Source organism: Kitasatospora sp. NPDC028055, assembly GCF_040637885.1.
Lineage (GTDB): Bacteria > Actinomycetota > Actinomycetes > Streptomycetales > Streptomycetaceae > Kitasatospora.
The window spans coordinates 80190-106026 of sequence record NZ_JBEZXE010000020.1 but is presented as its reverse complement, the minus strand read 5'-3'; the positions used below and the strand labels follow the sequence as shown (position 1 = coordinate 106026).

The following is a 25837-nucleotide window of genomic DNA, read 5'->3' as shown; positions in this document are numbered from 1 at the left end:
CCTCGCCAGGGGCGCCACGACCGTCCACCACCGGGACGGCTCTGTGCCACCACCTCGGGATCAGCCGGATTGGCTCTTCGTCCCCGCCGGCCAACCCCTCCTAGCCCGGCGAGGCGTGGAGCGTCACGGCGTAAGTCCTCTAAGGCGGGGATCCGCCCCGCGCTCGCGGGGGTTGCTCGGAGAGCCTCCCGGTGGCGCGGCGGATCGCGCCGTTTCTCGAAGGAACCCACGATCTCTCACTCCTTCAAGAGCGTGCGCTGGTCCCCGACGACGCCTGCACCAGGTGCCCACGTACCCGTGCGTGTCCGACACGCGCGGACCAAACACGGCCCGAACCGGTGCCAACGCTGTCCCGCTGCTCACGGGAGGGCCATTTTCGAGAAGGCGTCCATCCGCCGGCGCATCGACCGCCAGGTCGCCACCCCGAGCCTCGCCGCCCGCGCCACCGACGGCCGCTGGAGCGCGCCGACACCCACGCCGGGCGCTGGTCCGGCCACGCCCCGGTCGCGGTGGCCTGCGGCCTGGACAGCTGACCGGCATGCGGCCGCGGGAGCACAGGTCGGTGCCGGCCGCGCCTGGGGGCGGGGCCGGCACCGGTGGGCCGGGGTGGAGCGGATTTACCTCACGGAAGATTCGATGGCGATCCAAGTCCCGGGGGCTGCGGGGAGTTGCGGTGGTGCGGGCGGGGAATTTCCGTTCGGGGCCCGCTCCGGCGGTCTCGTCAGAGGATCCGGATGGAGCTCACCTTCGGCGGGCGGTTCGGGTACGAGATGTCGGTCCAGCGGTTGACCCGCACCGAGTCGCCGTTGGCGTCGGAGTAGATCAGGTCGTTGTTCCCCGTGGAGATGCGGTCGACCCACCACCCGCCGAAGTCGATCGACCCCGCGTTCGCGTAGCAGTCCACGCTGTCGCGGCCGTCGAGGTGCGACCAGATCTTCAGGAAGTCATTGCGGTTCCCGTCGCACGGGATGTGGTCGATGGCGAAGGCGCTGCCGGACGGCACGGCCACGGTGAGGGTGGCCGCCGCGGCGAAGGCCAGGGCCATCGAGCTCGCGGCCTTCTTCGCTTTCGTGAACATGGATGCTCCTCAGTCGGATGGAATGACGAATCGGAGTCCGCTGCGCAACGAGCTTCCGTTGCGTCGTACTCGATCAGTATCCGGACCGGGTTTATGAGGGTCAATCGAACGGGCCTTGGCTCAAGGCGTTCTCGGTCATTTCCACGAGGATTATCCGCGAGGCGTGGGGCGTGGTTCGTCCGGTGCGTCGCGTGGGGCTCCGGGGCAGGACTGACGGGTCGTCGGTCCGAGGCCGCCCGGTGGCCGCTCTGACGTGGGGTGACGGCCGGGCCGGCGAACGGGCCCGCCAGGGGCCGGGGGCACGTGGCCGGGAGAGGGGGGTGGGCGTGGCGTCCTCGCGCCCGGGGGCAGTGTCGGTGGGGCCGGGTGGTGGTGTCAGTCCGGATGGTTCCGGGTTCCCGGGCGGGTGGCGGGTGGTTAGCGTGCCCCGGGCGGTCCGGAGGGGCCGCTGTCACGCGTCTTCAGGAGGTCGGGATGACCGTGCACCACCCCAGTCGTAGGGCTCGCCGCCGCCGGTGCAGGGCATGAGGGGCGGACCGGTGCTGGGTTCCGTTCCGCGGCTGGCGCTGGCCGCGGCCGCGCTGCTGCTGCCGGTCGCCGTACCGGCCGCGCCCGCCGGGGCCGCGCCGGCGGCGGTCGCCGGGTTCGCGGCGTCCTGCCCGGCCCGCGGCCAGATCTCCCAGGGCTACACCCCGGAGCACAACGGCATCGACATCGCCAACGACTACGGCACCCCGATCTACGCGGTGGGCGACGGCGAGGTGACGGCCTCCGGACCGGCGCAGGGCTACGGCCAGTGGATCCGCATCCTGCACCCGGACGGGACCATCACCGAGTACGGGCACATGAGCGAGCGGGACGTGGCCGTCGGCGAGCACGTGACGGCGGGCCAGCAGATCGCGTTGATGGGCAGCGAGGGCGAGTCCAGCGGCCCGCACCTGCACCTGCGGGTCTGGGCCGACGCCAACGCGACGGTGCACACCGACCCCGTTCCCTACCTCGCGGACCGCGGCATCACCATGCCCTGCCGACCGGGGACCGGTCCGCGTCCGGCGCCGTTGGTGTACCCGGTGCCGTCCGGGAAGGTGGTGTCGGCGCGCGGGGCGGACGGCCGGCTGGAGGTCTTCGCGGCCGGGGCCAACGGCGTCTCGCACGCCTGGCAGACGGTGGCGAACGGCGCCTGGTCGGACTGGGAGTCCCTGGGCGGCCCGGGCGGCGCCGAGCTGGCGATCGGGCCGGACGCGGACGGCCGGTTGGAGATGTTCGCCCTCAACGGCGCTACGCTCCAGCACCGTTACCAGCTCGCCCCGTCCGGCGCCTGGTCGGGTTGGGAGGCGTTCGGGGGCGGCGGCCACGACCTCGCGGTCGGCGCCAACCAGGACGGGCGACTGGAGGTCTTCGCCTCCGGCCCGGTGGGCCTCTTCCACAAGTACCAGACGGCACCCAACAGCGGCTGGTCGGACTGGGAATCGGCAGGCGGCGGACCGGCCGACAGCGAAGTCCGGCTCGGCAAGGCCCCCGACGGCCGACTGGAGGTCTTCGCGCTCAACGCCAGCACCTTCCAGCACCAGTGGCAGACCACCCCCAGCGGCGGCTGGTCAACCTGGGAGACCTTCGGCGGCGGCGGACGCGCTCTCACCGTCGACCACAACGAGGACGGACGCCTCGAAGTCCTCGCCTCCGGCCCGGCCGGCGTCTTCCACAAGTACCAGACCAACCCCACCACCTGGTCCGGCTGGGAGCCCACGGGCGGACCGGCCGACTCCCGGCTGACCAGCCAGCCGACGGCGGACGGCCGGGTCGAGGTCTTCGGCATCAACGGCAGTACCGCGCAGCACATCTGGCAGACCGGGCTGAACGCCCCGTACGGCCAGTGGGACACCTTCGGCGGCGGCGGCACCGGAATCACCGCCGCGACCAACGCCGACGGCCGGATCGAGGTCTTCGGGACCAGCAGCGCCGGTGTCTACCACAAGTGGCAGACCGGCTTCTCCACCTGGTCCGACTGGGCCTGGCTCAACACCACCGCCGGCCCCGCCGTCAACTGAGGAGACCTCACGTGACCAGCACACCACGCGCCCGACGGGCGCCCCACCGCGTCCTGCTGTCCGCGGTCGCCGCCCTGGGTGTGGCGGCGGGCCTGACGGCGGGCGCCACGCCCGCGCCCGCCGCCACCGGCATCGACCTGTGCGCCGAGGTCGGCTACAACGCGGGCTTCCGGGGCGACGCCCTGGTGACCGCGATCGCCGTCGGCATGGCCGAGTCCAGCTGCAACCCCTCGGCGTCCAACGTCCAGAACAACACCCCGCCGTCCCGCGACCGCGGCCTGTGGGAGATCAACGACTACTGGCACCCCGAGGTCAGCGACGCCTGCGCCTTCGACGCCCAGTGCAACGCCGACGCGGCCTACCGCATCTCCAACGGCGGTACCAACTGGCAGCCCTGGTCGACCTACAACCAGCGCGCGCACGAGCGCTACCTGGGTGCGGCGCAGGCCGCCGCGGACCGGCTCGGCCACCACGACCCGGGGCCGGCGCCGTTGGTGTACCCGGCGAAGTCCGGAAAGGTGGTGTCGGCGCGCGGGGCGGACGGCCGGCTGGAGGTCTTCGCGGCCGGGGCCAACGGTGTCTCGCACGCCTGGCAGACGTCGGTGAACGGTGCCTGGTCGGCCTGGGAGTCCCTGGGCGGCCCCGGCGGCGCCGAGTTGGCGATCGGACCGAACGCGGACGGCCGGTTGGAGATGTTCGCCCTCAACGGCAGCACCCTCCAGCACCGTTACCAGCTCGCCCCGTCCGGCGCCTGGTCGAACTGGGAGGCCTTCGGGGGCGGCGGCCACGACCTCGCCGTCGGCGCCAACCAGGACGGGCGACTGGAGGTCTTCGCCTCCGGCCCGGTGGGCCTCTTCCACAAGTACCAGACGGCACCCAACAGCGGCTGGTCGGACTGGGAGTCGGCGGGCGGCGGACCGGCCGACAGCGAAGTCCGGCTCGGCAAGGCCCCCGACGGACGGCTGGAGGTGTTCGCGCTCAACAGCAGCACCTTCCAGCACCAGTGGCAGACCACCCCCAGCGGCGGCTGGTCAACCTGGGAGAACTTCGGCGGCGGCGGACGCGCCCTCACCGTCGACCACAACGAGGACGGACGCCTCGAAGTCCTCGCTTCCGGCCCGACCGGCGTCTTCCACAAGTACCAGACCAACCCCACCACCTGGTCCGGCTGGGAGGCCGCCGGTGGACCGGCCGACTCCCGGATCACCAGTGAGCGCTCCCCGGACGGCCGGGTGGAGGCGTTCGCCATCAACGGCAGCACCGCACAGCACATCTGGCAGACCGGCGTGAACGCGCCCTACGGCCAGTGGGACGGCTTCGGCGGCGGCGGCACCGAGATCTTCGCCGCCGCCAACGCCGACGGCCGGATCGAGGTCTTCGGCGCCAGCAGCGCCGGCGTCTACCACAAGTGGCAGACCGGCTTCTCCACCTGGTCCGACTGGGCCTGGCTGAACACCACCGCCGGCCCCGCCGTGGGCTGACACCACCGGCTCTCCCCCGACCGCGGATCGGCAGGAACGGCCTGCCGGTCCGCGCCGACCGTCCCGCTCACCGAACGCCCCAACCTCGCCGTCACGTGGCCTGCACCACCATTCTGTTTATTGTCATGCTCAAGGAGGTAACGTTCCGTCCGTCAGGGCAACGGTCGGTGTGCGGTACGGGACAGCAGTGTGCGGGACGGGGGAACGGTGAGTGGGATTCTCGTCCACCTGCCGGAGGGGAACGGCGACGAGGCGGTGACCCTGCGGCTCGGGCCGGGGGAGCGGGCGCGTTTCGGGCGGGGCTCGGTCGGTACGCCGGTGGAGCTCCGGCTCGGCGACGAGACGGTCTCCCGGCTGGCCGGGGAGATCCACGCGACCGACGACCACTGGCAGTTGAGCAACCTCAGCAACACCCACGCCTACCTGGTGGAGAACCCGGAGGGCGCCGGTGAGTACCTGCGGGTGCCGCCGCGGCGGATCGGCGCGCCGATCCCCTTCGAGTTCTCCCGGGTGGTGCTGCCCTCGCGGCGTGAAACCCCGCTGTCCTTCCAGGTGTTCGCGCCCGACCACGTCTACCTCGACCCGCACGCCCGCGGCGGCTCCTGGGAGAGCCGCACCATGACGGCGTACTCGCTGGACGAGACGGCCACCTACTTCCTGGTGCTGGTCGCGCTCTGCGAGCCGTGGCTGCGCGACCTCTCCCCCGCCGCCGTGCCCACCACCCCCCAGGTGGTCGCGCGGCTGCGCAGCCACCCAGCCTGCGGCCGGCTCACGGCGCGCGCGGTCAGCTCCCACCTCGACTACCTCGCCGACGAGAAGCTCCGCGTCGAGCTGCCCGACGGCGCGGCGCGCCCGGACCGCCGCAGCGGCAAGCGCGAGGCCGTCGTCGGGCTGGCGTTGAAGTTCGGCATCGTCCGCGAGGAGCACCTCGCGCTGCTGCCGCGCCCCGAGGCGCCGGGCCCGGACGGTCGGGAACGGTAGGGAGGGCAGCGAGCATGCACGATCCGGCCTTCTGCGGGGACGGCGAGGACCTGCTGCCACCCGGTCACCGGGTCGGCGGGTGGACCGTGACGGGGCTCATCGGCGAGGGCGGCTGGGCGACCGTCTACGCCGCGCGCCGGAGCGGAACGAACGAGGTCACGGACACAGCTGCGGTCACCGACGCGGACGGCAGCGTCGCGCTCAAGGTGCTGCCGACCGCCGGGCTCGCGCCCCGGCAGGCCCGCAGCGTCGCCGAGGCCGCCCGGCGCGAGGTCGAGTTGGCCCGGACCGCGCCGCACCCGCGGCTGGTCCCGCTGCTCGACACCCTCACCCTGACCGCCCCCGAGCACCCCGCACTGGACGGCGCGATCGTCCTGGTCATGGAGCGCGCGCAGTGCACTCTGCGCGAACTGCTCGCCGGCGGCGTCGACGAGGACCGGGGCGGCCGGATCGTGGCCGGCATCTGCGAGGGCCTGGCCCACCTGCACCGCTCCGGCTGGGTGCACACCGACCTCAAGCCCGAGAACGTCCTGATCGGCCGGGACGGCGAGGTCCGCCTCTCCGACTTCGGCCTCGCCATCGAGCTCACCGGCACCCACGGCCACTGCGCCCCGATGGGCACCCCCGACTACCTCCCGCCGGAGCGGTGGAAGGAGCCGCTCGGCGAGCAGGGTGTCAAGATCCGTACCACCGCGGACATCTGGGCGCTCGGCATCGTGATCCACGAGGTGTTCGCCGCGGGCGTCCCGCCCTTCCCCGGCGCCACCCCGACCGCGCGCAGCGCCGCCGCCCAGCAGTACGCCGAGGGCCGCGCCGCGCTGCGCCTGGCCTCCGACGTCCCGCCGTTCTGGCGCGAGCTGGCCGCCGACTGCCTCGCCCCGACCCACGCCGCCCGCGCCCCGCACACCGCGGAGAGCCTGCTGGCCCGGATCCGTGACCACCGGTCCGGCCGCCGGCCGCGCCGGGGCCGCCGCCCGCGGCTGCGCGCGGCCCTGCTCGCGCTGGTCGCCGCCGCGACGGCGGCCGGTTCCGCCGCGGCGCTCTGGCCGCGCTCCGAGCCGCCCGGGCACCCCGGCCGGATCCGGGTCTTCAACGCCGAGCGCAGCTGCCAGGACCGCGCCGACCGCGACCCCGGGTGCAGCCTCGGCCTGGCCGTCGACCCGCTGCGCCCGTACACGGCCGGCAACGTCGTCCCCACCCGCGTCTGGCACGGCGACACCCTCGACGCCGACTGCCAGCTCGCCACCGGCCTGCCGATCGTGGACGAGGAGGACCGCGCCTCCACCCTCTGGTACCGGGTCCACCTCCCCGACACCGCCACCGCCTGGCTCCCGGCCGTCCGGACCAAGGACCGCCCGACCCTCCTCGACTGCCCCTGAGCACCACGGCGCGCCGGGGCCGTCCCGGCGTACCGGGGCCGTCCGGCGCGCCACTCCGGATCGTTCCGGATTCCGGGCCCGGCAGGCCCGCCACTACCTTGTCGACGGCGCCGACCGGACCGGCCGGCGCGGAGTGCAGGGAGCAGCGATGTCGACGACCGCCACCACCACCCGGCCGAGCACCGCCGAACTCGGGGACCAGGAGCGCGCGGTGCTCCGGGCGGTCGGCTGCGGCCTGAGAGACGACGAGATCGCGGCCGACCTCGCCGTCCCCGAGGAGGTGGTGGCCGGAGTCCTGGCGCGGGTCCTCGGGAAGCTCGGGCTGCGCGACCGGGCCGCCGCCATCGTGCACGCCTTCGACTGCGGGCTGGTCGCGCCCGGCTGCGGCCCCCGAACACTGGTGCCCACGTCGGGGCGGGTGCCCGGGCCGGGGCCACGCGGCGCCGGGGCCGCGACGGGCGCTCCGAAGGTGCGGATCTCGGTGCTCGGGCCGCTCCGGGCGCAGCACGACGGGAGGGACCTGGACCTGGGGCACCTGCGTCAGCAGGCCGTACTGGCGGCACTCGCGCTGCACCGGGGACGGACCGTCAGCCAGCAGGAGCTGCTGGACGGCGTGTGGGGGTCGGAGCCGCCGGTCACCAACGTGGTGCCGGTGCACGTGTACCGGCTGCGCAAGGCCCTGCGCCGCGGGGACTGTCCGGCCTCGGTGATCGAGCGCGACCGGTACGGCTACCGCCTGGTCGCCGCGGCGACCGAGGTGGACCTGGCCCGGATGGAGGAGCTGGTCACCGCCGCCGGGACGGCGCACCGGGCGGGTGACCTGCCCGAGGCGGTCCGGCTCTGCTCCCGGGCGCTGGACCTGTTCGGCGGGGAGCCGCTGGCCGGGCTGCCGGGCCCGCTCGCCGAACTGGAGCGGCTGCGGCTGACCGAGCGCAGGATCACCCTCGCCCAGCGGCGCTCGGAGTGGCGGCTCCGGCTGGGGCAGTACACCGGGGCGATCACGGAGCTGATGGCGCTGTCCACGGAGCACCCGCTGAACGAGCCGGTGGCGGCGATGCTGATGGGCGCGCTGTTCCGTGGCGGTCGGCAGGCCGACGCGCTGGCCGTGTTCGACCGCACCCGCCGCCGGCTCGCGGACGAGCTGGGGGTTCCGCCGAGCCCGGTGCTGCGGCGGACGCAGCGGCTGATCCTGCGCGGGGCCTGAGGCCACCGGTCGGGCCCGGCCGGGGCTACCCGGCCGGGCCCGACCGGACTCAGGAGGCGAAGGCCCGTTCCAGCCGGGGGATCAGGTCCCGGAGGTCCTGTTCCCAGCAGTAGGCGTTGTGGCCGCCGTTGCACTGGCTCCCCCAGGCGGAGCCGTCGCCGTAGTCGACGTAGTAGTAGGGCATGCCGAGGGCGTCCATGTGCTCCTTGACGTGCTTGGACGCGCCTTCGAGCCAGAACTCCAGGTCGGTGGCCGAGCCGTGTCCGTTGCCGACGTAGATGGAGACGCCGACGCCGGCGAGCCGGTCCATGTGCTGGGAGGGGTCGGCCGCGTTCCACCGCCAGTCCGCGTTGAACACCGGGTAGGGGGACCCGAACAGGGCGTCGCTGTCCACGCCCGGCTTGTAGGGGTCGTTGTTCGGGTCACCGCAGGACCCGGAGGCCGAGCCGCAAATGGCGCCCTGCGCGTCGATGAGGGACGCGACGACGGCCACCCGGAGGTCCATGGAGTCGGCCGACAGGTCGATGTCCCCGGACAGGGACGCGGTCTGGTTGAACAGGTCGGGGCGGTCCTGGGCGTAGTGGAGGGCGCCGAACCCGCCCATGGAGACCCCGGCGACGGCCCGGCCCTTCTTGGTGGCGACGGTCCGCAGGTTCGCGTCGATGAACGGGATCACCTGGTTGAGGTGGAAGTTCTCCCAGTTCTGGGCGCCGAGCTGGGTGTTCTGGTTGAGCCAGTTCGCGTACCAGCCGCGGGCGCCGCCGTCCGGGATGACGGTGATCATCGCGTTGGACGTGGTCAGTGCCGGGTAGTTCTGCTGGATCGGGTCGTCGGGCGAGCCGTGCAGGAAGTACAGCACCGGGTAGCGCCGGGTCGGGTCGTCGTAGTAGCCGCTCGGCAGGATGATCTTGATGTGGTGCTTGCCGGTGACCTCGGGCGTGGTGACGGTGAGGTAGAAGTTCGTGGGGCTGCCCACGCTCTGGTCGACCTGGGTCAGGCCGTACCCGTCCGTCATCCGCGGCGGTACCCCGGTGCCGACGGCGGCGGCCTGGGCCGAAGCGGCCGGAGCGGCCGGAGCCGCCGTGGTGGCCGTCCCGAGGATGCCGACGACGGCGGCCAGCAGGGCCGCCAGCCTTCGCCGGCGGTGCGGTGTCCTCGTCATGGTGCTCCCCCTCGTGGGTGTCGTCGTGGGTGGCGTCGTTGGTGACGTCGTGTGCGTCGTCGTGCGCTGAGCGGACTCAGTCAAGGACCTTGACCTCCAGGGCCGGTGAGGCCGCGATCTGCTCCTCGGTGTAGCGCTCCGGCACCCACTGGCCGGTCGAGAACAGCTTGGTCTGGTCCGCGTAGTGCGGCGAGTTCGGGTTGGCGGACTGGGAGTAGGCCAGCACCGAGGCGGCCTGCGGCGGCCCGTCGGCGGTGAACCGGGTCTCCTGGATGAAGCTGGAGCCGAAGGTGATGTCGAACTTGCCGTCGACCGAGCCGGGCGTGACCACGTTCAGCACCCCCGTTTCGTGGATCGCACCGGGGACCGGGATCTGCTCGCCGTTGCGGGTGACCTTCTGGACGTCCGAGAGCCGCGCGTCCAGCGGGATGCCGGCGTTGCGCAGGGAGAGCACGGCCCGGGCGACCGAGTTGCGGACGACGTCGTTGCCGGCGTCCAGCGAATTGGGCGTGTGCACCGGGTCCTTGGGGTCGAAGGGCACCCGCCAGGGCAGCTTCTCGATCGCCTGCCCGCCGCCCAGGAGGAACCAGACGTTCTCAAACAGCCAGGAACCCCGGCTGTCCGGGGTGAACTTGTGGTTCCAGGCGGCCAGGATCGGACACGCCTCACTGATGTTGACCAGGTTGCCGTCCACCAGCACGAGCCCGAACGGCGCGCCCTGGCAGGCGCTCACCGTGGCGTTGAGGGCCAGGTCGGCCGCCCTGCTGTTGTCGGCGAACAGCAGTTGCCGCATGGTCTCCGGGGTGAAGCCCCGGCCCGGCAGGCCGTCGGTGCCGTTGATCCGGTTCTGCGCGGTCAGAATCAGCTCCTGGGTGCGCAGCGACCGGGGCGCCGCGGTGTCGCCCATCACCCGGGGGAAGGACAGCGGCTGCTCGGGGTTGGCCAGCCAGGCGCTGTCGTTGGCGTTGCCCACGAAGTCGGAGCGGATCAGCCGCGGTTGCTTGTGCGGGTCCATCAGCCCCGGCGCGACGGCGTTCGGGTCGTTCGGCCAGTCGCACTCGCTGCGTTTGCCGTCGAAGATCGAGACCGGCGGCACGTTGGGCAGCCGCAGCGACTGGTTGAACAGGATCTGGCCGGTCAGGGTGAGGCAGGACCGCGCGTGGTCGTCGGTGATGTTCGGGGTGGCCTGGATGTCCGCGTAGAGGGCGTTGCCCTTGCGGTCCGAGGCGACGGTGTTGAAGAAGGGGACGCCCTCGGTGGTCTCCAGGGCGTTCACCACCTCGTTGACGTCCTTGGCCTGGTCGAGGTGGAACCAGGTGTTCAGCGCCCGCAGGTTGTCCATGTTGGCGTCCCGCACCGCGTGGGCGCTGACGATCCAGGGCAGCGGCTGGCCCATGACCGAGGTGGTGATCGGGCCGTAGCGGGTGGCCCACAGCGTCCGGGTGACCCGGCCGACGGAGCCGTCCGGGTTCAGCACGTCGACCCCGACCTGCTGCGAGGTCATCGGCGTCCAGACGCCGTCCACCAGGTAGTTGGTGGGGTGCAGCGGGTCCACCTGGACGTCGAAGAGGCCGAACGGGGCGACGGTGGCGACGGTGTGGCTCCAGGCGACGTCGTCGTTGTGCCCGATGTTCACGGCGGGCAGGCCGAGCAGGCTGGCCCCGGAGACGTTGAAGCGGCCCGGGATGGTCAGTTGGGCCTGCCACATCCGGTTCTTGCCCTGCCAGGGGAAGTGCGGGTTGGCCAGCAGCATGCTGGTGCCTCCGGACACCCCCTGGGCGCCCACCGCCAGGGCGTTGCTGCCCATGCTGCCCTGCTGCCGGGCGGCGGCCATCGCCTCGCGGATCCGGTTGCCGGTCTCCTCGGGGGAGGGCTGGGGAGCCACAGTGGCCGGCTGGGCGGCGACCGACGCGCCCGGGGGTGCGGCGTTGACCTCGCCGTCCACCAGCGGGTCGGCGCTGCCCATGATGATCTCGGCGTGGGCGTGCCGGTAGACGTCCAGCTCGGTGATCGGCCGCACCCAGGCGGCGCCGCGGCAGGCCGGGTCGGAGATGTTGCCGACGCCGGTCTCGGCCAGGTACCGGTTGTAGCCCCGGACGTAGCCGCGGATGGCCTCCTTGACCTCCGGCTCCGGGCCCTTGGGCGCGGGCTGGTCGATCAGCCCCTCCACCACCCGGTTGTCGTTGATCCGCTGGAAGTAGAGGTCGCTGTTGAGGTTGGTGGTGCTGTTCTGGTTCTGGCCGGGGCTGGCCTTGCCGTTCGGGCCCAGGTAGCGGGAGCGCTGGGCGTTGACCATCAGGTAGGTGTCGGCCAGGGTGCAGATGTTGTCCTTGGCGGCGGCGTAGCCGTAGCCCTCCCCCAGGCCCGCCAGGTCGGCGGCGATGATGTGCGGGATGCCGTACTCGGTGTAGCGGATCGTCGGTTTGTCCGGTGCCCCGGCGGTGGCCGAGCCGCCGGCCGGTGGTCCGGCGGCCACCGTCGTGCCCATCAGTGCCGCTGCGGCCAAGACCACCACCGGTAGCCTCGCTGTGAGTCCCCTCCGCGCCATCGGGCCGTCCCTTCCCTGTCATCCGAGGGTTTTGTCCGTACGCGGCCACGCTAGGGAGGGGCGATGACAGACCGATGACGGAGAACCCCGCCACCCCCGCAGACGGCTCACCACCTGCCGGTGGCCGGGCGGTGCCCGGTCACTGACAGGTGGTGAGGGAGCCGGTTGCGGGCCCGGCGATGTGCGGGGCGGCTACCAGCTCGCCGGGTACCAGGCGCCGTTGTACCACTGCTCGTTGGCGCCGTCGTTGTGGTGGTCCATGTTGAAGTCTTCGGGGTAGTTCTTGACGTGGTTGTTCGGGTAGGTCCAGATGCCGGCGGACTCGTCGCAGACGTAGTCCCAGTGGCAGATCGTCTTGACCGGCACGTTGCCGAAGAACCGGTCGGCCCCCGCCAGCGGGGCGCCGATGATGCCGCCGAACGGCACGGCCCCGCCGTTGGCCCCGGGCGGGCCCTGGCGCTTGGGGTCGGCGACCAGGATGGCGTTGACGTTGCCGAAGGTCTGCCAGTTCTCGGTCACCCAGACGTGCACCACGCCGGCGCCCAGCGAGTACCCGGCCATCTTGACGTGCTGGTCGGGACAGGCCGCCCGCTGGTCGCGGACCAGCCGGTTCAGCTCGTTGACGCCCGCCCGGGTGCTCGCGCCGTTGGGAATCTGGGTCGGGTAGCCGACATGCTGCTGGATGTTGCCGTAGAAGCCGTCGTTGTTCCAGGAGCTGCCGGTGCCCCCGACGACAATCGTGTAGGTGCCCTCGCAGGGGGCGGCCACGCGCGTGGTCGCCCCCTGCGCCGTGGCGCCTTGGGCCGCCGTCAGGCCCACCGTCATCAGGAGTCCGGCGGCCGCGGCCGCGATCCGTCGTGCTTGCATGTGCGTTCCTCCCCACGAGGTCGGCCCACCCGCCCGCGCGGTTGCGGTGCGCGGTGGGCCCAGGTCACCGGAGGACCATCGCAGTGGGCGATGACAGACCGATGAAGCCGATCGTCCGGGGGACGCCGCCGCTGGTCAGGGGCGGCGGGCCGGGCGGCGGCGCGGGGTGCCGAAGGCGCGCAGGAAGGTGTCGACGCCGGTGCGGACGGCGGTGGCGAGGTCGGCGGGGGCGACGGGCCGGGTACCGAGGGCGGAGAGGCCGGGGAGGTTGCCGGAGACCAGGGCGATGAACTGGGCCGCCGCCACGGCCGGGTCGTCGAGGTCCAGGTGGCCGCGGTTGGCCAGACTGGAGAGGCGGCCGGCCAGGACGTCCTGGACCGGCTGGGAGCCGCGGGCCACGACCTGGTCGTAGAGGTCGGGCAGCCGGGAGGCCTCGGCGTAGAGCAGCCGTTGCAGGGCCCAGCCCTCGTCGCTGAGCTGGCACTCGACCACCCGGTGGGCCACCCGTTCCAGTTCGGCCGCGAGGTCCTGTCCGTCGTCGGGGAGGCTGGCGAGGGCGGCGACGATGCGGTTGGCAGTGCGTTCGGCGCCGTCCCGCATCACCACCCGGAAGAGGTTCTCCTTGTCCCCGAAGTGGTTGTAGAGCGTCGGTTTGGCCACTCCGGCCGCCGCGGCGATGGCGTCGATGCCCGCCTGCGCGTAGCCCTCGCGCGTGAACACCTTGACCGCTGCGTCCAGGATGGCGCTGCGCTTGTCGATCCGGCCACGGCCCGTACCCGGGAGTTCACGTTCGTTCACGTTCCTCACAGTAGCGCACGGTCCATTGCTAAATCCGATCTGAACTCGCGAGTTCAGTTTCAGGGGAGGCTGCGCACCAAGTGCCTTGCTGGGCCGGGATCTGCATCCGGTGGAACGGATGGCAATTGAACAACCCAGTTCAGTCTGATTAACTACCCGGGTCAGTGGGAATCGTTTCGCGCCAGTCCCTGGGCGAGAACTGACCATTCATCGGCGCTCCGGTTCCGGAGCCGGTCTCCTAGGAGTACGGGGTGTCCGCCACGCGTGGCCTGCCGGGCATGCGCCCGCTGCTCGCCGCCACCCGTCGGGCGATCGACCTCTCCCGTACCGACAGCGCGCTCTGTACCCGGCCGCGTTGTGCCCCCGCGCGATCCGGCAGCCCCTGACCGGCCGACGCGACGGCCCTCGCGGCGACCCCGACCCGTCCCCGGCGGCCCCGCCGCCGTCCGCGCCTCGGAGAGAAGCCCCGCCATGCGACCGCACCCCGACACCCTCGACCCCACCATTTCCAGTAGGACCACGGCTCGCCCGCCCCGCCGCCGAACCGCCGTACACAGCAGGGGGTTCCGCTCCAGACTCGGCCTCGTCGCCGCCCTCACCCTGCTCCCGCTGACCGCCGCCTGCGCCGGCTCCGCGACCACGCCGGGCGGCGCCGACGCCGCCTCCGGTGACAAGCCGGTGGCCGGCGGCACCCTCACCCTCGCCGTCCCCTACGGCCCGACCTGCCTCGACCCCCACCAGGGCCAGGCGGACGCCCTGTTCTCCCGGGCCGCGCTGGACTCCCTGGTGTGGCAGGACGACAGCGGCACCGTCCAGCCCTGGCTGGCGAAGTCCTGGAAGATCTCCGAGGACCAGAAGACCTACACCTTCACCCTGCGCACCGGCGTCACGTTCAGCGACGGCACCGCCTTCGACGCCGCCGCGGTGAAGGCCAACCTGGACCACGTGGTCGCCCCCGCCACCAAGTCCGCCGGGGCCGCCCAGCTGATCGAGAACTACCGCTCGGCCCGGGTGGTCGACCCGCAGACCGTGGAGGTCACCCTCGCCGCGCCCGCCTCCTCCTTCCTCACCGGCCTGGCCTCCCCCAGCCTCGGCATCGAGTCGCCCGCCACCCTGGCCGGCGACCCCAAGGCGCTCTGCTCGAAGATCGTCGGCACCGGCCCCTTCACCAGCGCCGAGGGCTTCACCCCCCAGCAGGGCATCACCTACCAGCGCCGCGCCGACTACGCCTGGGCCCCCGAGGGCGCCGCCAACCGGGGCCCCGCCCACCTGGACCGGCTCACCGTACGGATCGTTCCCGACAGCTCTTCCCGCCAGGGCGCGCTGACCAGTGGTCAGGCCGACGCCGCCGCCGCGATCGCCCCGGTCAACGTCGCCAAGCTCAAGGCCGACCCGAAGTTCACCGTGCAGAGCGCCGTCTCCCCCGGCGTGCCGTGGAGCCTGAACCCCAACACCGAGAAGGGCCCGCTCGCCGACGTCCGGCTGCGCCGGGCGCTGCGCAACGGCATCGACTGGCACCTGATCGTCCAGAAGCTCTACTTCGGCGTCTTCCCGGCCGCCACCGGACCGCTCTCCCCGTCCACCCCGCAGTACGCGGCGGGCGTCGCCGACAGGTACCGGTACGACGCGGCGGCCGCCGGGAAGCTGCTGGACGAGGCCGGCTGGACGGCGCGCGACGGCGAGGGCTACCGCACCCGGGACGGGAAGCGGCTGAGCCTGGACTTCCTGTACATCGGCGAGTACTTCAGCCAGTACACCGCCCTGGCCACCCAGATCCAGGCCGCTGCCAAGGACCTCGGGATCGAGATCCGCAACCAGAACCTGGACACCGGCAGCTACGTCAAGCGCGTCCTGGCCGGGGACTACGACCTGCTCAACAGCAGCGCCAACAACGCCTCCCCGGACGCGCTGCGGCTGGTCTTCGGCAGCGCCCACATCCCCACCGCCAAGATCGACAACAACGCCGCCCGCTACCGCGACGACCAGGTCGACGCCCAGCTCGCCGAGGCGCTCGCGACCACCGACGTGCAGCGGCAGAAGACCCTCTACGCCGCCGTCCAGCAGAAGGTCACCGAGGACGCGGCGATCCTGCCGGTGTTCAGCAACGCCTACGTGCTGGGCGCCTCCGCCCGGGTGCGGGGCGTCGTCTTCGAGCAGCAGAGCTTCCCGAACTTCGCCGACGCCTGGCTCGCCCGGTGATCGGCGGCGCGCTGCGCCGGCTCGGCAGCGCCGTCCTGGTGCTCTGGGGTGCGGTGACGGTCGCCTTCCTCGCCCTGCACCTCACCTCCGGCGACCCGGTCGACCTGCTCACCGGCCTGCGCGGCACCAGCGACGGGCTGCGCGAGGAGATCACCCGGGAGTACGGCCTCGACCGGCCGCTGCCGGTGCAGTACCTGACCTTCCTCGGCCATGTGCTGCGCGGCGACCTCGGCGACTCCTACGTGCTGCACCTGCCGGTGCGCACCGCGATCGGCCAGCAGCTCGGCCCGACCCTCCAACTGCTGGGCGCCACCGTGCTGGTGACCGTCGCGCTGGCCGTCCCGGCGGCCCTGCTGACGGCCGGACGCCCGCGCTGGGTGCGCACCCCGGTCGCGCTGCTGGAGGGCCTGGGCGTGGCCGTGCCGGCGTTCTGGCTCGGCACCCTGCTGCTCGCCCTGTTCTCCTTCCGGCTGCGGTGGTTCCCCGCGCTCGGCGCACCGGGGCTGGACGGGCTCGTGCTGCCCGCCCTGGCGCTGGCCGCCGGGCCGGCCGCCGTGATCACCCGGGTGCTGCGCCGCGGCCTGGAACGGACCCTGGACGAACCCTTCGTCACCACCGCCCGCGCCCGGGGCGTCGGCGAGGCGGCCGTCCGGCTGCGGCACGCGCTGCGGCACGGCCTGCTGCCGGTCACCACCCTGGTCGGCTGGCTGACCGGCTCGCTGATCGGCGGCGCGGTGGTGATCGAGTCGGTCTTCTCCCGGCAGGGGCTGGGCACGCTCGCCGTCACCGCCGTCCGCAACAAGGACCTGCCGCTGGTCATCGGCATCGTGCTGGTCGCCGGGCTGGTCTACACCGTCGTCAACACCGCCGTCGACCTGTCCTACCGGCTGGTCGACCCGCGGCTGCGCACCAGCGAGAGCTGAGGAGGAAACCCCGTGGTCATCCCCCGCATCCGCCCCGGCGTCGCGCTGGGGCTCGCGGTCTGCGTCCTCCTGCTGCTGGCCGCGCTCGCGCCGGGCCTGTTCAGCGGGACCGGGCCGGACGCCGCCAACCCCGCCGACACCCTGCTACCGCCCGGGTCCGCGCACTGGATGGGCACCGACGAGAACGGACGGGACGTCTACTCCCGGGTCGTGCACGGCGCCCGGCCCTCGCTGCTGATCGGGCTGGCCGCCTCCGCCCTGGCGCTGGCGGCCGGCACCCTGGTGGGCGTGCTGGCCGCCCAGGGGGGCCGGACCGTCGACCGGATCGCCGGCCGGCTGCTGGACGTCCTGCTGTCCATCCCCGGCGTGCTGCTGGTGCTGCTGGTGGTCGCGGTGCTGGGCACCGGCACCGGGAACCTGGTGGCCGGGCTCGCCCTGGTCACCCTGCCCGGGTACGCCCGGCTGGTGCGCGCCGAGGTGCTGCGGGTGCGCGGCACCGGCTACGTCGAGGCGGCCACCGTGCTCGGCTGGTCCCGGCTCCAGGTGGTCCTGCGGCACGTCGTGCCGAACGCCGTCGGGCCGCTGGTGGCGCTGGCCACCGTCGGCGTCGGCGGCATGATCGTCACCGGCTCCGCGCTCAGCTTCCTCGGGCTGGGCCCGCAGCCGCCCACCGCCGAGTGGGGCGCGATGCTGGCCGGCAGCGGCGACTACGTGCAGGTCGCCTGGTGGACGGCGGTCTTCCCGGGCGCGGCGATCACCCTCACCGTGCTGGCCGTCTCCGCCGTCGGCCAGTGGCTCCAGGACCGGGCCGAGGGGCGGGTGGCGCGATGAGCACCGAGACCCGGCCCGGGACGGCGGACCCGCGGACCGAGCCCGCGCCACCGGTGGTCGAGGTGCGCGGCCTGCACGTCTCCTTCCCCGGCCCGCGCGGCCCGGTCACCGCCGTGCGCGGCCTGTCGCTGACCGTCGGCGCCGGCGAGAGCGTCGCCCTGGTCGGCGAGTCCGGCTCCGGCAAGAGCGTCACCGCGCGCACCCTGGTCGGACTGGCCGGGCCGGGGGCGCGCACCACCGCCGAGCTGTTCCGGATCGACGGGCACGACGCGGGCGCGCTGAGCGACCGCCGGTGGCGGCCGCTGCGCGGGCGCCGGATCGGCTTCGTGCTCCAGGACGCGCTGGTCTCGCTCGACCCGCTGCGCCGGGTCGGCGACGAGATCGCCGAGGCGCTGCACGCCCACCGCACCGTGCCCCGCGCCGAGGTGCCCGCGCGCGTCCTGACGCTGCTCGCCGAGGCCGGGGTGCCCGAACCGGGGCTGCGGGCCCGGCAGTTCCCGCACCAGCTGTCCGGCGGCCTGCGCCAGCGCGCCCTGATCGCCTCCGCGCTCGCCGCCGACCCGGCGCTGCTGATCGCCGACGAGCCCACCACCGCCCTGGACGTCACCGTCCAGGCGCAGATCCTGGAGCTGCTCGCCGAGCGGCGCCGGGCCGGCCGGGCACTGCTGCTGATCAGCCACGACCTGGCGGTGGTGGCGCGGGTGGCCGACCGGGTGCTGGTGATGAAGGACGGCGAGGTGGTCGAACAGGGCCCCACCGCCGAGGTGCTGGCCGAGCCCCGGCACCCGTACACCCGGCAGCTGCTCGCGGCCGTGCCCCGGCCGCGGGCGCGCGGCACCCGGCTGTCCGGGCCGCGGGCGGGGAGCGCACTGCCCCGGCCGCGCACCGGGGAGCGGGTGGTGCTGCGCGCCGAGGGCCTCGGCAAGTCCTTCGCCGTCCCCGGACACGCCCCGCTGGCCGCCGTCCGGGACGTCTCGCTGACCCTGCGGGAGGGCCGCACGCTCGGCATCGTCGGCGAGTCCGGCTCCGGCAAGAGCACCACCGGGCGCCTGCTGCTGGGCCTGGCCGCGCCGGACACCGGGAGCGTCGAGGTGGACGGGCAGTCCTGGCAGGGCCTGCGCGGCGCCCGCCGGCGCGCCCTGCACCGGCGGATCCAGGTCGTCCACCAGGACCCGCTCAGCAGCTTCGACCCGCGCTACCCCGTCGCCCGGATCATCGCCGAGCCGCTGGCCGCCACCGGGGTGCCCCGGCGGGCCCGGGCGGGCCGGGTCGCCGAGCTGATGGCCCAGGTCGGGCTGGGCCCGGAACTGCTGCACCGCCGTCCGCGCGAGCTGTCCGGCGGGCAGCGCCAACGGGTCGCGATCGCCCGGGCGCTGGCACCGCGCCCGCGGATCGTCGTGCTCGACGAGCCGGTGGCGGCGCTGGACGTCTCGGTCCAGGCCCAGGTCCTCGACCTGCTGGCCGAGCTGCGGGCCGAACTCGGCGTGGCCTACGTGTTCGTCTCGCACGACCTCGGCGTGGTGCGCCACGTCGCCGACGAGGTGCTGGTGATGAAGGACGGCGAGGTCGTCGAGTCCGGTGACATCGCCGAGGTCCTGACCGCGCCGCGCCACCCCTACACCCGTCAACTGCTGGACGCCGTCCCCCACCTGGACGGTCCGAACCCCGGGAAGGTCCGATGAGCACCCAACGCGAGCTCCACCTCAACCTGCACATGGTCGGCGGCGCCATGGGCGTGCACCCCGCCGCCTGGCGCGAACCCGGCTCCGACCCGTACGGCTTCGCCCGGGTGGAGACCTGGGTGGCCGCCGCCCGGCTCGCCGAACGCGGGGTGATGGACGCGGTCTTCCTCTCCGACACCCCCGGGGTCTTCGCCGACATCCGGACCAGCCCGCACGGCGCGTACTACCACGAGCCGACCCTGCTGCTCACCGCGATCGCCGCCGCCACCTCCCGGATCGGACTGATCGCCACCGCCTCCACCACCTCCAACGAGCCGTACAACATCGCCCGCCGGTTCAAGTCGCTGGACGTGCTCAGCGGCGGGCGGGCCGGCTGGAACGCCGTCACCACCTACATCCCGCAGGTGGCGGCCAACTTCGGCGGCAGCGGGCTGGCGCCGCGCACCGACCGGTACGCGCGCGCCGAGGAGTTCGTCGACATCGTCAAGGCGCTGTGGCGCAGTTGGGAGCCGGAGGCGCTGGTCGCGGACGTGCGCACCGGGCGGTTCACCGACCCGGAGCGGCTGCGGCCGATATCCCACCAGGGGGAGCACTTCAGCGTCCACGGGCCGCTGCCGCTGCCGCCCTCCGCCCAGGGCCACCCGCTGGTGGTGCAGGCGGGCGCCTCGGAGCCGGGGCGCGAACTGGCCGGGCGAACGGCCGACGTGGTGTTCTCCGGGGCCAAGACCCCGGACGTCGCGCACGCCTACGCCGCCGACGTCCGGGCCCGGGCCGAACGGCACGGCCGCGACCCCCGGTCGGTCAAGATCCTGCCCGGGCTGATGACCACCGTCGCCGACAGCCGCCGCGAGGCGCTGGCCCGGCTGCGCCGGCTGGACGAGCTGGCCGGCCACGCCCCCTGGCGCGGGGCGCACATCGAGGCGATCGGCACGCCCGAGCAGGTCGCCGACGTCGCCGAGGAGTGGTTCGCCTCGGGCGCCGCGGACGGCTTCACGCTGATGCCGGACGTGTTCGCCGACGGCCTGCCCGCCTTCGTCGAACTGGTGGTGCCGATCCTGCAGAAGCGCGGCGTCTACCGCTCCTCCTACCGGGGAACCACGCTGCGCGAGCACTACGGACTGCCGCACCCGTACCCCTCCCCGGCCCCGGCCGGCGTGTGACCACCGCCGCCCCGACCCGGTCCACCCGCCCCCGGCGCGCCGGGGGCCGACTCCTGAGGAAACAGGCATGACCGCGTTCTCCGTCCTCGACCAGGGCCCCCGGCGGGCCGGCACCGGCAGCTCCGAACTGCTCGACGAGGCCGTCCGACTCGCCCGGCACGTCGAGGCCCTGGGCTACCGCCGGTACTGGGTCGCCGAGCACCACGCCGAGGCGGCGGTGGGCATCTCCGCACCCGAGATCGTCATCGCCCACCTGGCCGCCCGCACCACCCGGCTGCGGATCGGCGCCGGCGGGATGCTGCTGCCCAACCACTCGCCGCTGCACGTCGCCGAGCAGTTCCGCACCCTGGAGGCGCTGCACCCGGGCCGGATAGACCTCGGCATCGGCCGCTCCACCGGCACCGGGCACGGGCCGACCGCCGCCCTGCTGCAGCGCTCCTCGCTCGCCCCGGACGTGTTCAACGGCCAGCTGGCCCAGCTGCTGGCCTTCGGCGGGCACACCGCCCTGCCGGACGGCCACGAGCTCGCCGCGGTCCGGGCCGTACCGACCGACGCCCCGCTGCCCGAGGTCTTCCTGCTCGGCGGCAGCCCCGCCTCGGCGGGCACCGCGGCCCGGCTCGGCCTGGGCTACGCGTACCTGGCGGCCTACCAGGACCCGGCCAACGCCTTCACCGCGCTGCGCCGCTACCGGGAGCAGTTCCGGCCGGCCCGCGAGGGCGCGCGGCCGTGGGCCGTCCTGACCCTGACCGTGGTGGTGGGCCGGGACGACCGGCACGCCGAGGAACTGGCCACCCCGTGGCGGCTCGCGCTGGCCCAGCACGCGGTGGGCCGGTCCGCGCCGCTGCTCTCCGTCGAGGAGGCGCTGAGCCACCGGCCGTCCCCGGCCGAGCAGGCCGCGCAGCGCACCCCGCCGCTGAACGACCTGCGCTCGGAGGTGGTCGGCGGGCCGGACACGGTGGCGGCGAAGTTGAAGGCCTTCGTGGCCGAGTCGGGCGCGGACGAGGTGATGGTGGTGGCGAACACCTACGACCCGGCGGACCGCCGGGAGTCCTACACCCGGCTGGCCGAGCTCGCGGGCCTGTCCTCCTGACCACCGGAGGTGCGCAGGGGTGGGACACCGGCCGGTGTCCCACCCCTGCGGCGTATGGGGGCTGTGGGGACTGTGGGGGGGTTGTTGGGTGGGGGGTTCAGAGCCGTACGGGCAGCTCCCGCAGCGCGGGCAGCACCTCGGCGGCGAAGGTGCGCAGCGCGGCGAAGGCCGTGTCGGCGGGCAGGGTGCCGTACTCGAAGGCGGCGTTGACCCGGGTGACCCCGGCGGCGGCGAGTTCCGCGATCTGCTCGACGATCTGCTCGGGCGAGCCGGCCAGCAGCCGCTGGTAGGCGAGCTCCTCGTCGGCCGGGTCGACGGCGACCGGGACCGGCGGCCGGCCGCCGGTCGGGTAGGCGCCCTCGGCCAGGGCCCGGGAGGTCTGGATCTGCCGGGCGACCTCGCGGGCGGCGGCCCGGCGCCCGGCCGGGTCGGTGCCGACGTGGACGAAGCGGTTGACGGCGTACTCCAGGCCCTGGGCCGCGACCCCCTCCTCGGCCGCCAGGGCATTCACCGCCTGCCACTGGGCGGCGAGTTCGGCCGGGGTCGACAGGGCCAGGCCGAGCAGGTGGAAGCCGCGCCGGACGGCGAAGCGGGTGGACTCCGGCGACACCGCGGCGGCCCACACCGGCGGGTGCGGGGTCTGGTGGGCGGGCGGCAGGACGGTCACCGGGGCGTCGATCCGGTGGAACTCGCCCTTGTGGGTGACCTCGGTCTCGGTGAGCAGCCGCAGCACCAGGTCGGCGGACTCCTCGAAGGCCGCCCGGCTCCGGTCGAGGTCGCGGCCGAAGCCGAGGAACTCGTGCGGCTGGTAGCCGCGGCCGATGCCGAGGTCCAGGCGGCCGCCGGAGAGCTGGTCCAGGGTGTTGACGTCGGCGACCAGGCGGACCGGGTCCCACAGCGGCAGCACCAGGATGCCGGTGCCGATCCGCAGGTCGGGGGCGAGCGCGGCGGCCTGGCCGAGCAGCAGCAGCGGGGAGGAGCTGAGGCTGTAGCCGGAGAAGTGGTGCTCGGTGATCCAGATGCCGGAGAAGCCCCGGTCGTTGGCCCATTCGACCTGCCGGGCGAAGTCCAGGTACTTCTGCCGGGCGGAGGACCGGTCGACCGACGGGGAGATGCTGAGGTAGGTGATTCCGACGCGCATGACCGGGGTTCGCTCCTCTGGGAGGTTCGGCGGAGGGGTGGACGGAGGGGGCTGGACGGGCGTGGTGCCTCGGGCGGTGGGTGCGTCAGACGGCGGTGCGTCAGGCGGCGGTGCGTCAGGCGGCGGGCAGGACGGACTCGGCCAGCAGGCGGTCGAGGTGCGCGGCCAGCTCGGCCGGCGTGGGGTGGTCGAAGGCGACCACCGGCGGCAGGGTGAGCCCGGTGGCGTCGGCGAGCCGGTTGCGCAGGTCCAGGACGGTGAAGGAGGAGAAGCCGAGGTCCTGGAAGCGCTCCCGCTCGCCGATCCGCGCCGGGTCGGCGTAGCCGAGGACCTCGGCGGCCTGTTCCGTGACCAGGGCGAGCAGCACGGCGGTGCGGTGCCGGGGCCCGGCGTCCGTCCAGCGCCGCAGCAGGGCGGCCGGGTCCTCGGCGGGCGCCCGCTCCGCGGTGGTGGCCCCGGGCAGCGGCGCGGGTGCGGGGCCGGCGCCGGACGGACCGGGGGTGGCCAGCCAGTGGACCACCGGGGCGAAGGGATGGCCGGGCACGGTGTCGGGGTCGGCGGCGGGCGCCGGCCCGGTCGGCTCGCCGACCGGCAGCCCGTGCACCTCGGCCCCGGCCAGCGCGGCGGCGAGCGCCCTCGACTGGGGCCGTTCGCGCAGTTGCACGGCCAGTTGGACGGCCTCCGGGTGGATCGCGGCGGTCAGCGCGGCGAGCGTGCTGTGCGGGCCGAGTTCCAGGTAGGCGGTGACGCCGTGGTGCTCGCGCAGGGTGCGCACGCCCTGCTCGAAGCGGACGGTGGCACGGATCTGCTCGGTCCAGTACCGGGGGCCGGCGATCCGCTCGGGGTCGGCGGTCTCGCCGGTGACGTTGCTGATCACCGGCAGGCTCGGGGCGCGGTAGCCGATCCGCTGCGCCTCGGCGTGGAAGCGCTCCAGCACCGGGTCCAGCTGGGCGGAGTGGAAGGCGTGCGAGACCCGCAGCCGGCGGGTGCGCAGGCCGAGGCCGGTGAGCTCGCGGTCGAGCCGGGCGATCGCCTCGGCGTCGCCGGAGACCACGGTGGAGGCCGGACCGTTGACGGCGGCCAGGCCGAGCGCCTCCCCGTACGGTGCGAGCAGTGCGGTGAGGCGCTCCTCGGGGGCCTGGACGGAGAGCATCGCGCCCACGCCGACTGGCAGTTCGTCCATCAACCGGGCCCGGGCGGCGACCAGCGCGGCCGCCGACTCCAGGCCGAACACCCCGGCCAGGTGGGCGGCGGACAGTTCGCCGATCGAGTGGCCGAGCACCGCGACCGGCGGGGGCAGCCGGGTGCCGAGCAGCCGGGCCAGCGCGGTCTGGTGGGCGAACAGGGCCGGCTGGGTGTAGCGGGTGCGGTCCAGCAGTGCGGCGTCGGCGGAGCCCGGCTCGGCGAACATCACGTCCCGCAGCGGGCGGTCCAGGTGGGGGTCGAGGGCGTCGCACACCTCGTCCAGGGCCTTGGCGAACTCCTGGTGCTCGGCGTGCAGTTCACGCCCCATGCCGGGCTGCTGGGAGCCCTGGCCGGTGAAGGTCCAGGCGGCCCTGGGGGCGGCGACGGCGGTGCCGCGCACCAGGGCGGGGTGGGTACGGCCGGCCGCCAGGGCGCGCAGGGCCGGGGCGATCTCCGCCGGGCGGTCGGTCAGCACGGCGGCCCGGTGCGGGAACCGCGCCCGGCCGTGGCCGAGCCAGTGGGCGGTGTCCCCGGCGCGGTCCGCCGCGCCGGCCTCGGCGTGCGCGGCCAGCGCCAGCGCGTGGTCGCGCAGCGCCTCGGGGGTGCGGGCGGTGAGCAGCCAGGGCCGGTCGGCGGGGCCGGCACCCGGTTCGGCGGGCGGCGGTTCCGGGGCCTCCTCCAGGACCAGGTGGGCGTTGGTGCCGCTGATCCCGAAGGAGGACACGGCGGCCCGGCGCGGGCGCTCCCCGCGCGGCCAGGGCGCGGCCTCGGCGAGCAGTTCGACGGCGCCCTCCGTCCAGTCGACGTGCGGGGTGGGCGCGTCCAGGTGGAGGCTCGCGGGCAGGGTCCCGTGCCGCAGGGAGAGGATCAGCTTGATCACCCCGGCGGCACCGGCGGCGGCCTGGGTGTGCCCGATGTTGGACTTCAACGAGCCCAGCCGCAGCGGGCGTTCGCGCTCGACGCGGCCGTACACCGCGAGCAGGGCGCGGGCCTCGATCGGGTCGCCGAGCGTGGTGCCGGTGCCGTGCGCCTCGACCGCGTCGACCTGGTCGGGGGTGAGCCGGGCGTCGGCCAGCGCCTCCCGGATGACGGCCTCCTGGGCCGGTCCGCTGGGGGCGGTGAGCCCGTTGCTGGGGCCGTCCTGGTTGACGGCCGAACCGCGCAGCACGGCCAGCACCCGGTGGCCGTTGGCGCGGGCGTCGGAGAGGCGCTCCAGGAGCAGCAGGCCGACGCCCTCGGCGAGCCCGGTGCCGTCGGCGCCCGCCGCGAAGGCCTTGCACCGCCCGTCCGGGGCCAGTCCGCGCTGGCGGCTGAACTCCAGGAACACCCTCGGGTGGGCCAGCACGCAGGCGCCGCCGGCCAGGGCGAGGTCGCTCTCGCGCGAGCGCAGCGAGCGGGCGGCCAGGTGCAGCGCGACCAGCGAGGAGGAGCAGGCGGTGTCGACGGTCAGGGCCGGTCCGTGCAGGCCGAAGTGGTAGGCGAGCCGGCCGGAGGCCACGGAGCCGGCGTTGCCGGTCATGAAGTGGCCGTCGAGCTCGCCGGCCACCTCGTGCGGGCGCGGGGCGTAGTCCTGGCCGATCATGCCGACGTACACGCCGGTCCGGCTGCCGCGCAGGGCGGCCGGGTCGAGGGCGGCGGACTCGAAGGTCCGCCAGGCGGTCTCCAGCAGCAGCCGCTGCTGGGGGTCCATGGCGAGCGCCTCGCGCGGGCCGAGGCCGAAGAAGGCGGCGTCGAACTCGCCGGCGCCGTCCAGGAAGCCGCCCTGGCGGGCGTAGGAGGTGCCGGGGGTGGCCGGGTCCTCGTCGAACAGCACGTCGAGGTCCCAGCCGCGGTCGGCGGGGAAGTCGCCGACCGCGTCCCGGCCCTCGGCGAGGAGCCGCCACAGGTCCTCGGGGGTGCGCACGCCGCCGGGCAGCCGGCAGGCCATGCCGACGATCGCGATCGGCTCGTGCGCGCGCTCCTCCAGGGCCTCGATCCGGCGCCTGGCCTGGCGCAGGTCGGCGGTCGCGCGGCGCAGGTAGTCTCGCAGCCGTTCCTCGGTGCCGCCGGGGGTGGCGGTGGGTTCGGTCGTCCCGGGCAT

General features: G+C 74.3%; 19 protein-coding genes. 12 read left to right on the top strand and 7 right to left on the bottom strand.

Features of this window, described 5'->3' with window-relative positions:
- Positions 1 to 721: 721 nt before the first annotated feature.
- A complete protein-coding gene (locus AB0F71_RS21175) occupies positions 722 to 1078 on the bottom strand; it encodes a beta/gamma crystallin domain-containing protein (protein ID WP_360236585.1) in 357 nt (118 codons plus the stop codon).
- A gap of 539 nt (positions 1079 to 1617) precedes the next feature.
- Here AB0F71_RS21175 and AB0F71_RS21170 point away from each other — a divergent pair.
- From AB0F71_RS21170 to AB0F71_RS21150, 5 genes are all read left to right on the top strand, one after another.
- Positions 1618 to 3126 carry a peptidoglycan DD-metalloendopeptidase family protein gene (locus AB0F71_RS21170; RefSeq protein ID WP_360236582.1) on the top strand — a complete coding sequence of 503 codons (1509 nt, stop codon included), beginning with the start codon at positions 1618 to 1620 and terminating at the stop codon, positions 3124 to 3126.
- Between the two features lie 11 nt (positions 3127 to 3137).
- Positions 3138 to 4607 carry a hypothetical protein gene (locus AB0F71_RS21165; protein ID WP_360236579.1) on the top strand — a complete coding sequence of 490 codons (1470 nt, stop codon included), beginning with the start codon at positions 3138 to 3140 and terminating at the stop codon, positions 4605 to 4607.
- 207 nt (positions 4608 to 4814) lie between these two features.
- Complete coding sequence (locus tag AB0F71_RS21160; protein ID WP_360236576.1) at positions 4815 to 5588, top strand: serine/threonine protein kinase; 774 nt, start codon at positions 4815 to 4817, stop codon at positions 5586 to 5588.
- A 14-nt stretch (positions 5589 to 5602) separates the two neighbouring features.
- On the top strand, positions 5603 to 6967 hold the full coding sequence (locus AB0F71_RS21155) for a serine/threonine-protein kinase (protein ID WP_360236573.1): 1365 nt from the start codon (positions 5603 to 5605) through the stop codon (positions 6965 to 6967).
- Between the two features lie 148 nt (positions 6968 to 7115).
- Positions 7116 to 8171 carry a BTAD domain-containing putative transcriptional regulator gene (locus AB0F71_RS21150; RefSeq protein ID WP_360236570.1) on the top strand — a complete coding sequence of 352 codons (1056 nt, stop codon included), beginning with the start codon at positions 7116 to 7118 and terminating at the stop codon, positions 8169 to 8171.
- Between the two features lie 49 nt (positions 8172 to 8220).
- Here AB0F71_RS21150 and AB0F71_RS21145 read toward each other — a convergent pair whose 3' ends face one another.
- The 4 genes from AB0F71_RS21145 to AB0F71_RS21130 all read right to left on the bottom strand — a co-directional run bounded on the left by AB0F71_RS21145 (position 8221) and on the right by AB0F71_RS21130 (position 13546).
- Positions 8221 to 9333 (bottom strand): alpha/beta hydrolase-fold protein, encoded by a 1113-nt coding sequence (locus tag AB0F71_RS21145; protein ID WP_360236567.1) that lies wholly within the window; start codon positions 9331 to 9333, stop codon positions 8221 to 8223.
- A gap of 76 nt (positions 9334 to 9409) precedes the next feature.
- Complete coding sequence (locus tag AB0F71_RS21140) at positions 9410 to 11881, bottom strand: penicillin acylase family protein (RefSeq protein WP_360236564.1); 2472 nt, start codon at positions 11879 to 11881, stop codon at positions 9410 to 9412.
- Between the two features lie 192 nt (positions 11882 to 12073).
- A complete protein-coding gene (locus tag AB0F71_RS21135) occupies positions 12074 to 12748 on the bottom strand; it encodes a cutinase family protein (RefSeq protein ID WP_360236561.1) in 675 nt (224 codons plus the stop codon).
- A gap of 135 nt (positions 12749 to 12883) precedes the next feature.
- The gene (locus AB0F71_RS21130; protein WP_360236558.1) at positions 12884 to 13546 is read right to left on the bottom strand and encodes a TetR/AcrR family transcriptional regulator C-terminal domain-containing protein; all 663 of its coding nucleotides are present in this window, start codon (positions 13544 to 13546) and stop codon (positions 12884 to 12886) included.
- Positions 13547 to 13797: 251 nt separating this feature from the next.
- On the opposite strand from AB0F71_RS21130, the gene AB0F71_RS21125 reads away from it, so the two are divergent.
- The 7 genes from AB0F71_RS21125 (at position 13798) to AB0F71_RS21095 (ending at position 21431) form a co-directional block, all read left to right on the top strand.
- Positions 13798 to 13932: a hypothetical protein gene (locus AB0F71_RS21125; protein ID WP_360236555.1), complete on the top strand. Its 135-nt coding sequence runs from the start codon at positions 13798 to 13800 to the stop codon at positions 13930 to 13932.
- Positions 13933 to 14017: 85 nt separating this feature from the next.
- Positions 14018 to 15745 carry an ABC transporter substrate-binding protein gene (locus AB0F71_RS21120; protein WP_360236552.1) on the top strand — a complete coding sequence of 576 codons (1728 nt, stop codon included), beginning with the start codon at positions 14018 to 14020 and terminating at the stop codon, positions 15743 to 15745.
- Positions 15742 to 16668 (top strand): ABC transporter permease, encoded by a 927-nt coding sequence (locus tag AB0F71_RS21115; protein ID WP_360236549.1) that lies wholly within the window; start codon positions 15742 to 15744, stop codon positions 16666 to 16668. The genes AB0F71_RS21120 and AB0F71_RS21115 overlap by 4 nt, the downstream gene beginning before the upstream one ends.
- Before the next feature lie 12 nt (positions 16669 to 16680).
- Positions 16681 to 17499 (top strand): ABC transporter permease, encoded by an 819-nt coding sequence (locus AB0F71_RS21110; protein ID WP_360236546.1) that lies wholly within the window; start codon positions 16681 to 16683, stop codon positions 17497 to 17499.
- Positions 17496 to 19181 carry an ABC transporter ATP-binding protein gene (locus AB0F71_RS21105; protein ID WP_360236543.1) on the top strand — a complete coding sequence of 562 codons (1686 nt, stop codon included), beginning with the start codon at positions 17496 to 17498 and terminating at the stop codon, positions 19179 to 19181. The genes AB0F71_RS21110 and AB0F71_RS21105 overlap by 4 nt, the downstream gene beginning before the upstream one ends.
- The gene (locus AB0F71_RS21100) at positions 19178 to 20341 is read left to right on the top strand and encodes an NtaA/DmoA family FMN-dependent monooxygenase (RefSeq protein ID WP_360236540.1); all 1164 of its coding nucleotides are present in this window, start codon (positions 19178 to 19180) and stop codon (positions 20339 to 20341) included. Before AB0F71_RS21105 ends, AB0F71_RS21100 begins: the two co-directional genes overlap by 4 nt.
- A 67-nt stretch (positions 20342 to 20408) precedes the next feature.
- Positions 20409 to 21431, top strand: coding sequence for an LLM class flavin-dependent oxidoreductase (locus AB0F71_RS21095; protein WP_360236537.1), 1023 nt, complete (start codon positions 20409 to 20411; stop codon positions 21429 to 21431).
- A 97-nt stretch (positions 21432 to 21528) separates the two neighbouring features.
- Here the strand turns inward: AB0F71_RS21095 and AB0F71_RS21090 are convergent, their stop codons facing one another.
- On the bottom strand, positions 21529 to 22572 hold the full coding sequence (locus AB0F71_RS21090; RefSeq protein ID WP_360236534.1) for an LLM class flavin-dependent oxidoreductase: 1044 nt from the start codon (positions 22570 to 22572) through the stop codon (positions 21529 to 21531).
- A gap of 115 nt (positions 22573 to 22687) precedes the next feature.
- A complete protein-coding gene (locus tag AB0F71_RS21085; protein WP_360236530.1) occupies positions 22688 to 25837 on the bottom strand; it encodes a type I polyketide synthase in 3150 nt (1049 codons plus the stop codon).

Coding starts and splice junctions, on each gene's coding strand:
- AB0F71_RS21100 (WP_360236540.1), top strand. CDS start 19,178: ATGAGCACCCAACGCGAGCTCCACCTCAACCTGCACATGGTCGGCGGC.
- AB0F71_RS21105 (WP_360236543.1), top strand. CDS start 17,496: ATGAGCACCGAGACCCGGCCCGGGACGGCGGACCCGCGGACCGAGCCC.
- AB0F71_RS21090 (WP_360236534.1), bottom strand. CDS start 22,572: ATGCGCGTCGGAATCACCTACCTCAGCATCTCCCCGTCGGTCGACCGG.
- AB0F71_RS21120 (WP_360236552.1), top strand. CDS start 14,018: ATGCGACCGCACCCCGACACCCTCGACCCCACCATTTCCAGTAGGACC.
- AB0F71_RS21135 (WP_360236561.1), bottom strand. CDS start 12,748: ATGCAAGCACGACGGATCGCGGCCGCGGCCGCCGGACTCCTGATGACG.
- AB0F71_RS21155 (WP_360236573.1), top strand. CDS start 5,603: ATGCACGATCCGGCCTTCTGCGGGGACGGCGAGGACCTGCTGCCACCC.
- AB0F71_RS21095 (WP_360236537.1), top strand. CDS start 20,409: ATGACCGCGTTCTCCGTCCTCGACCAGGGCCCCCGGCGGGCCGGCACC.
- AB0F71_RS21085 (WP_360236530.1), bottom strand. CDS start 25,837: ATGCCCGGGACGACCGAACCCACCGCCACCCCCGGCGGCACCGAGGAA.
- AB0F71_RS21145 (WP_360236567.1), bottom strand. CDS start 9,333: ATGACGAGGACACCGCACCGCCGGCGAAGGCTGGCGGCCCTGCTGGCC.
- AB0F71_RS21175 (WP_360236585.1), bottom strand. CDS start 1,078: ATGTTCACGAAAGCGAAGAAGGCCGCGAGCTCGATGGCCCTGGCCTTC.
- AB0F71_RS21140 (WP_360236564.1), bottom strand. CDS start 11,881: ATGGCGCGGAGGGGACTCACAGCGAGGCTACCGGTGGTGGTCTTGGCC.
- AB0F71_RS21150 (WP_360236570.1), top strand. CDS start 7,116: ATGTCGACGACCGCCACCACCACCCGGCCGAGCACCGCCGAACTCGGG.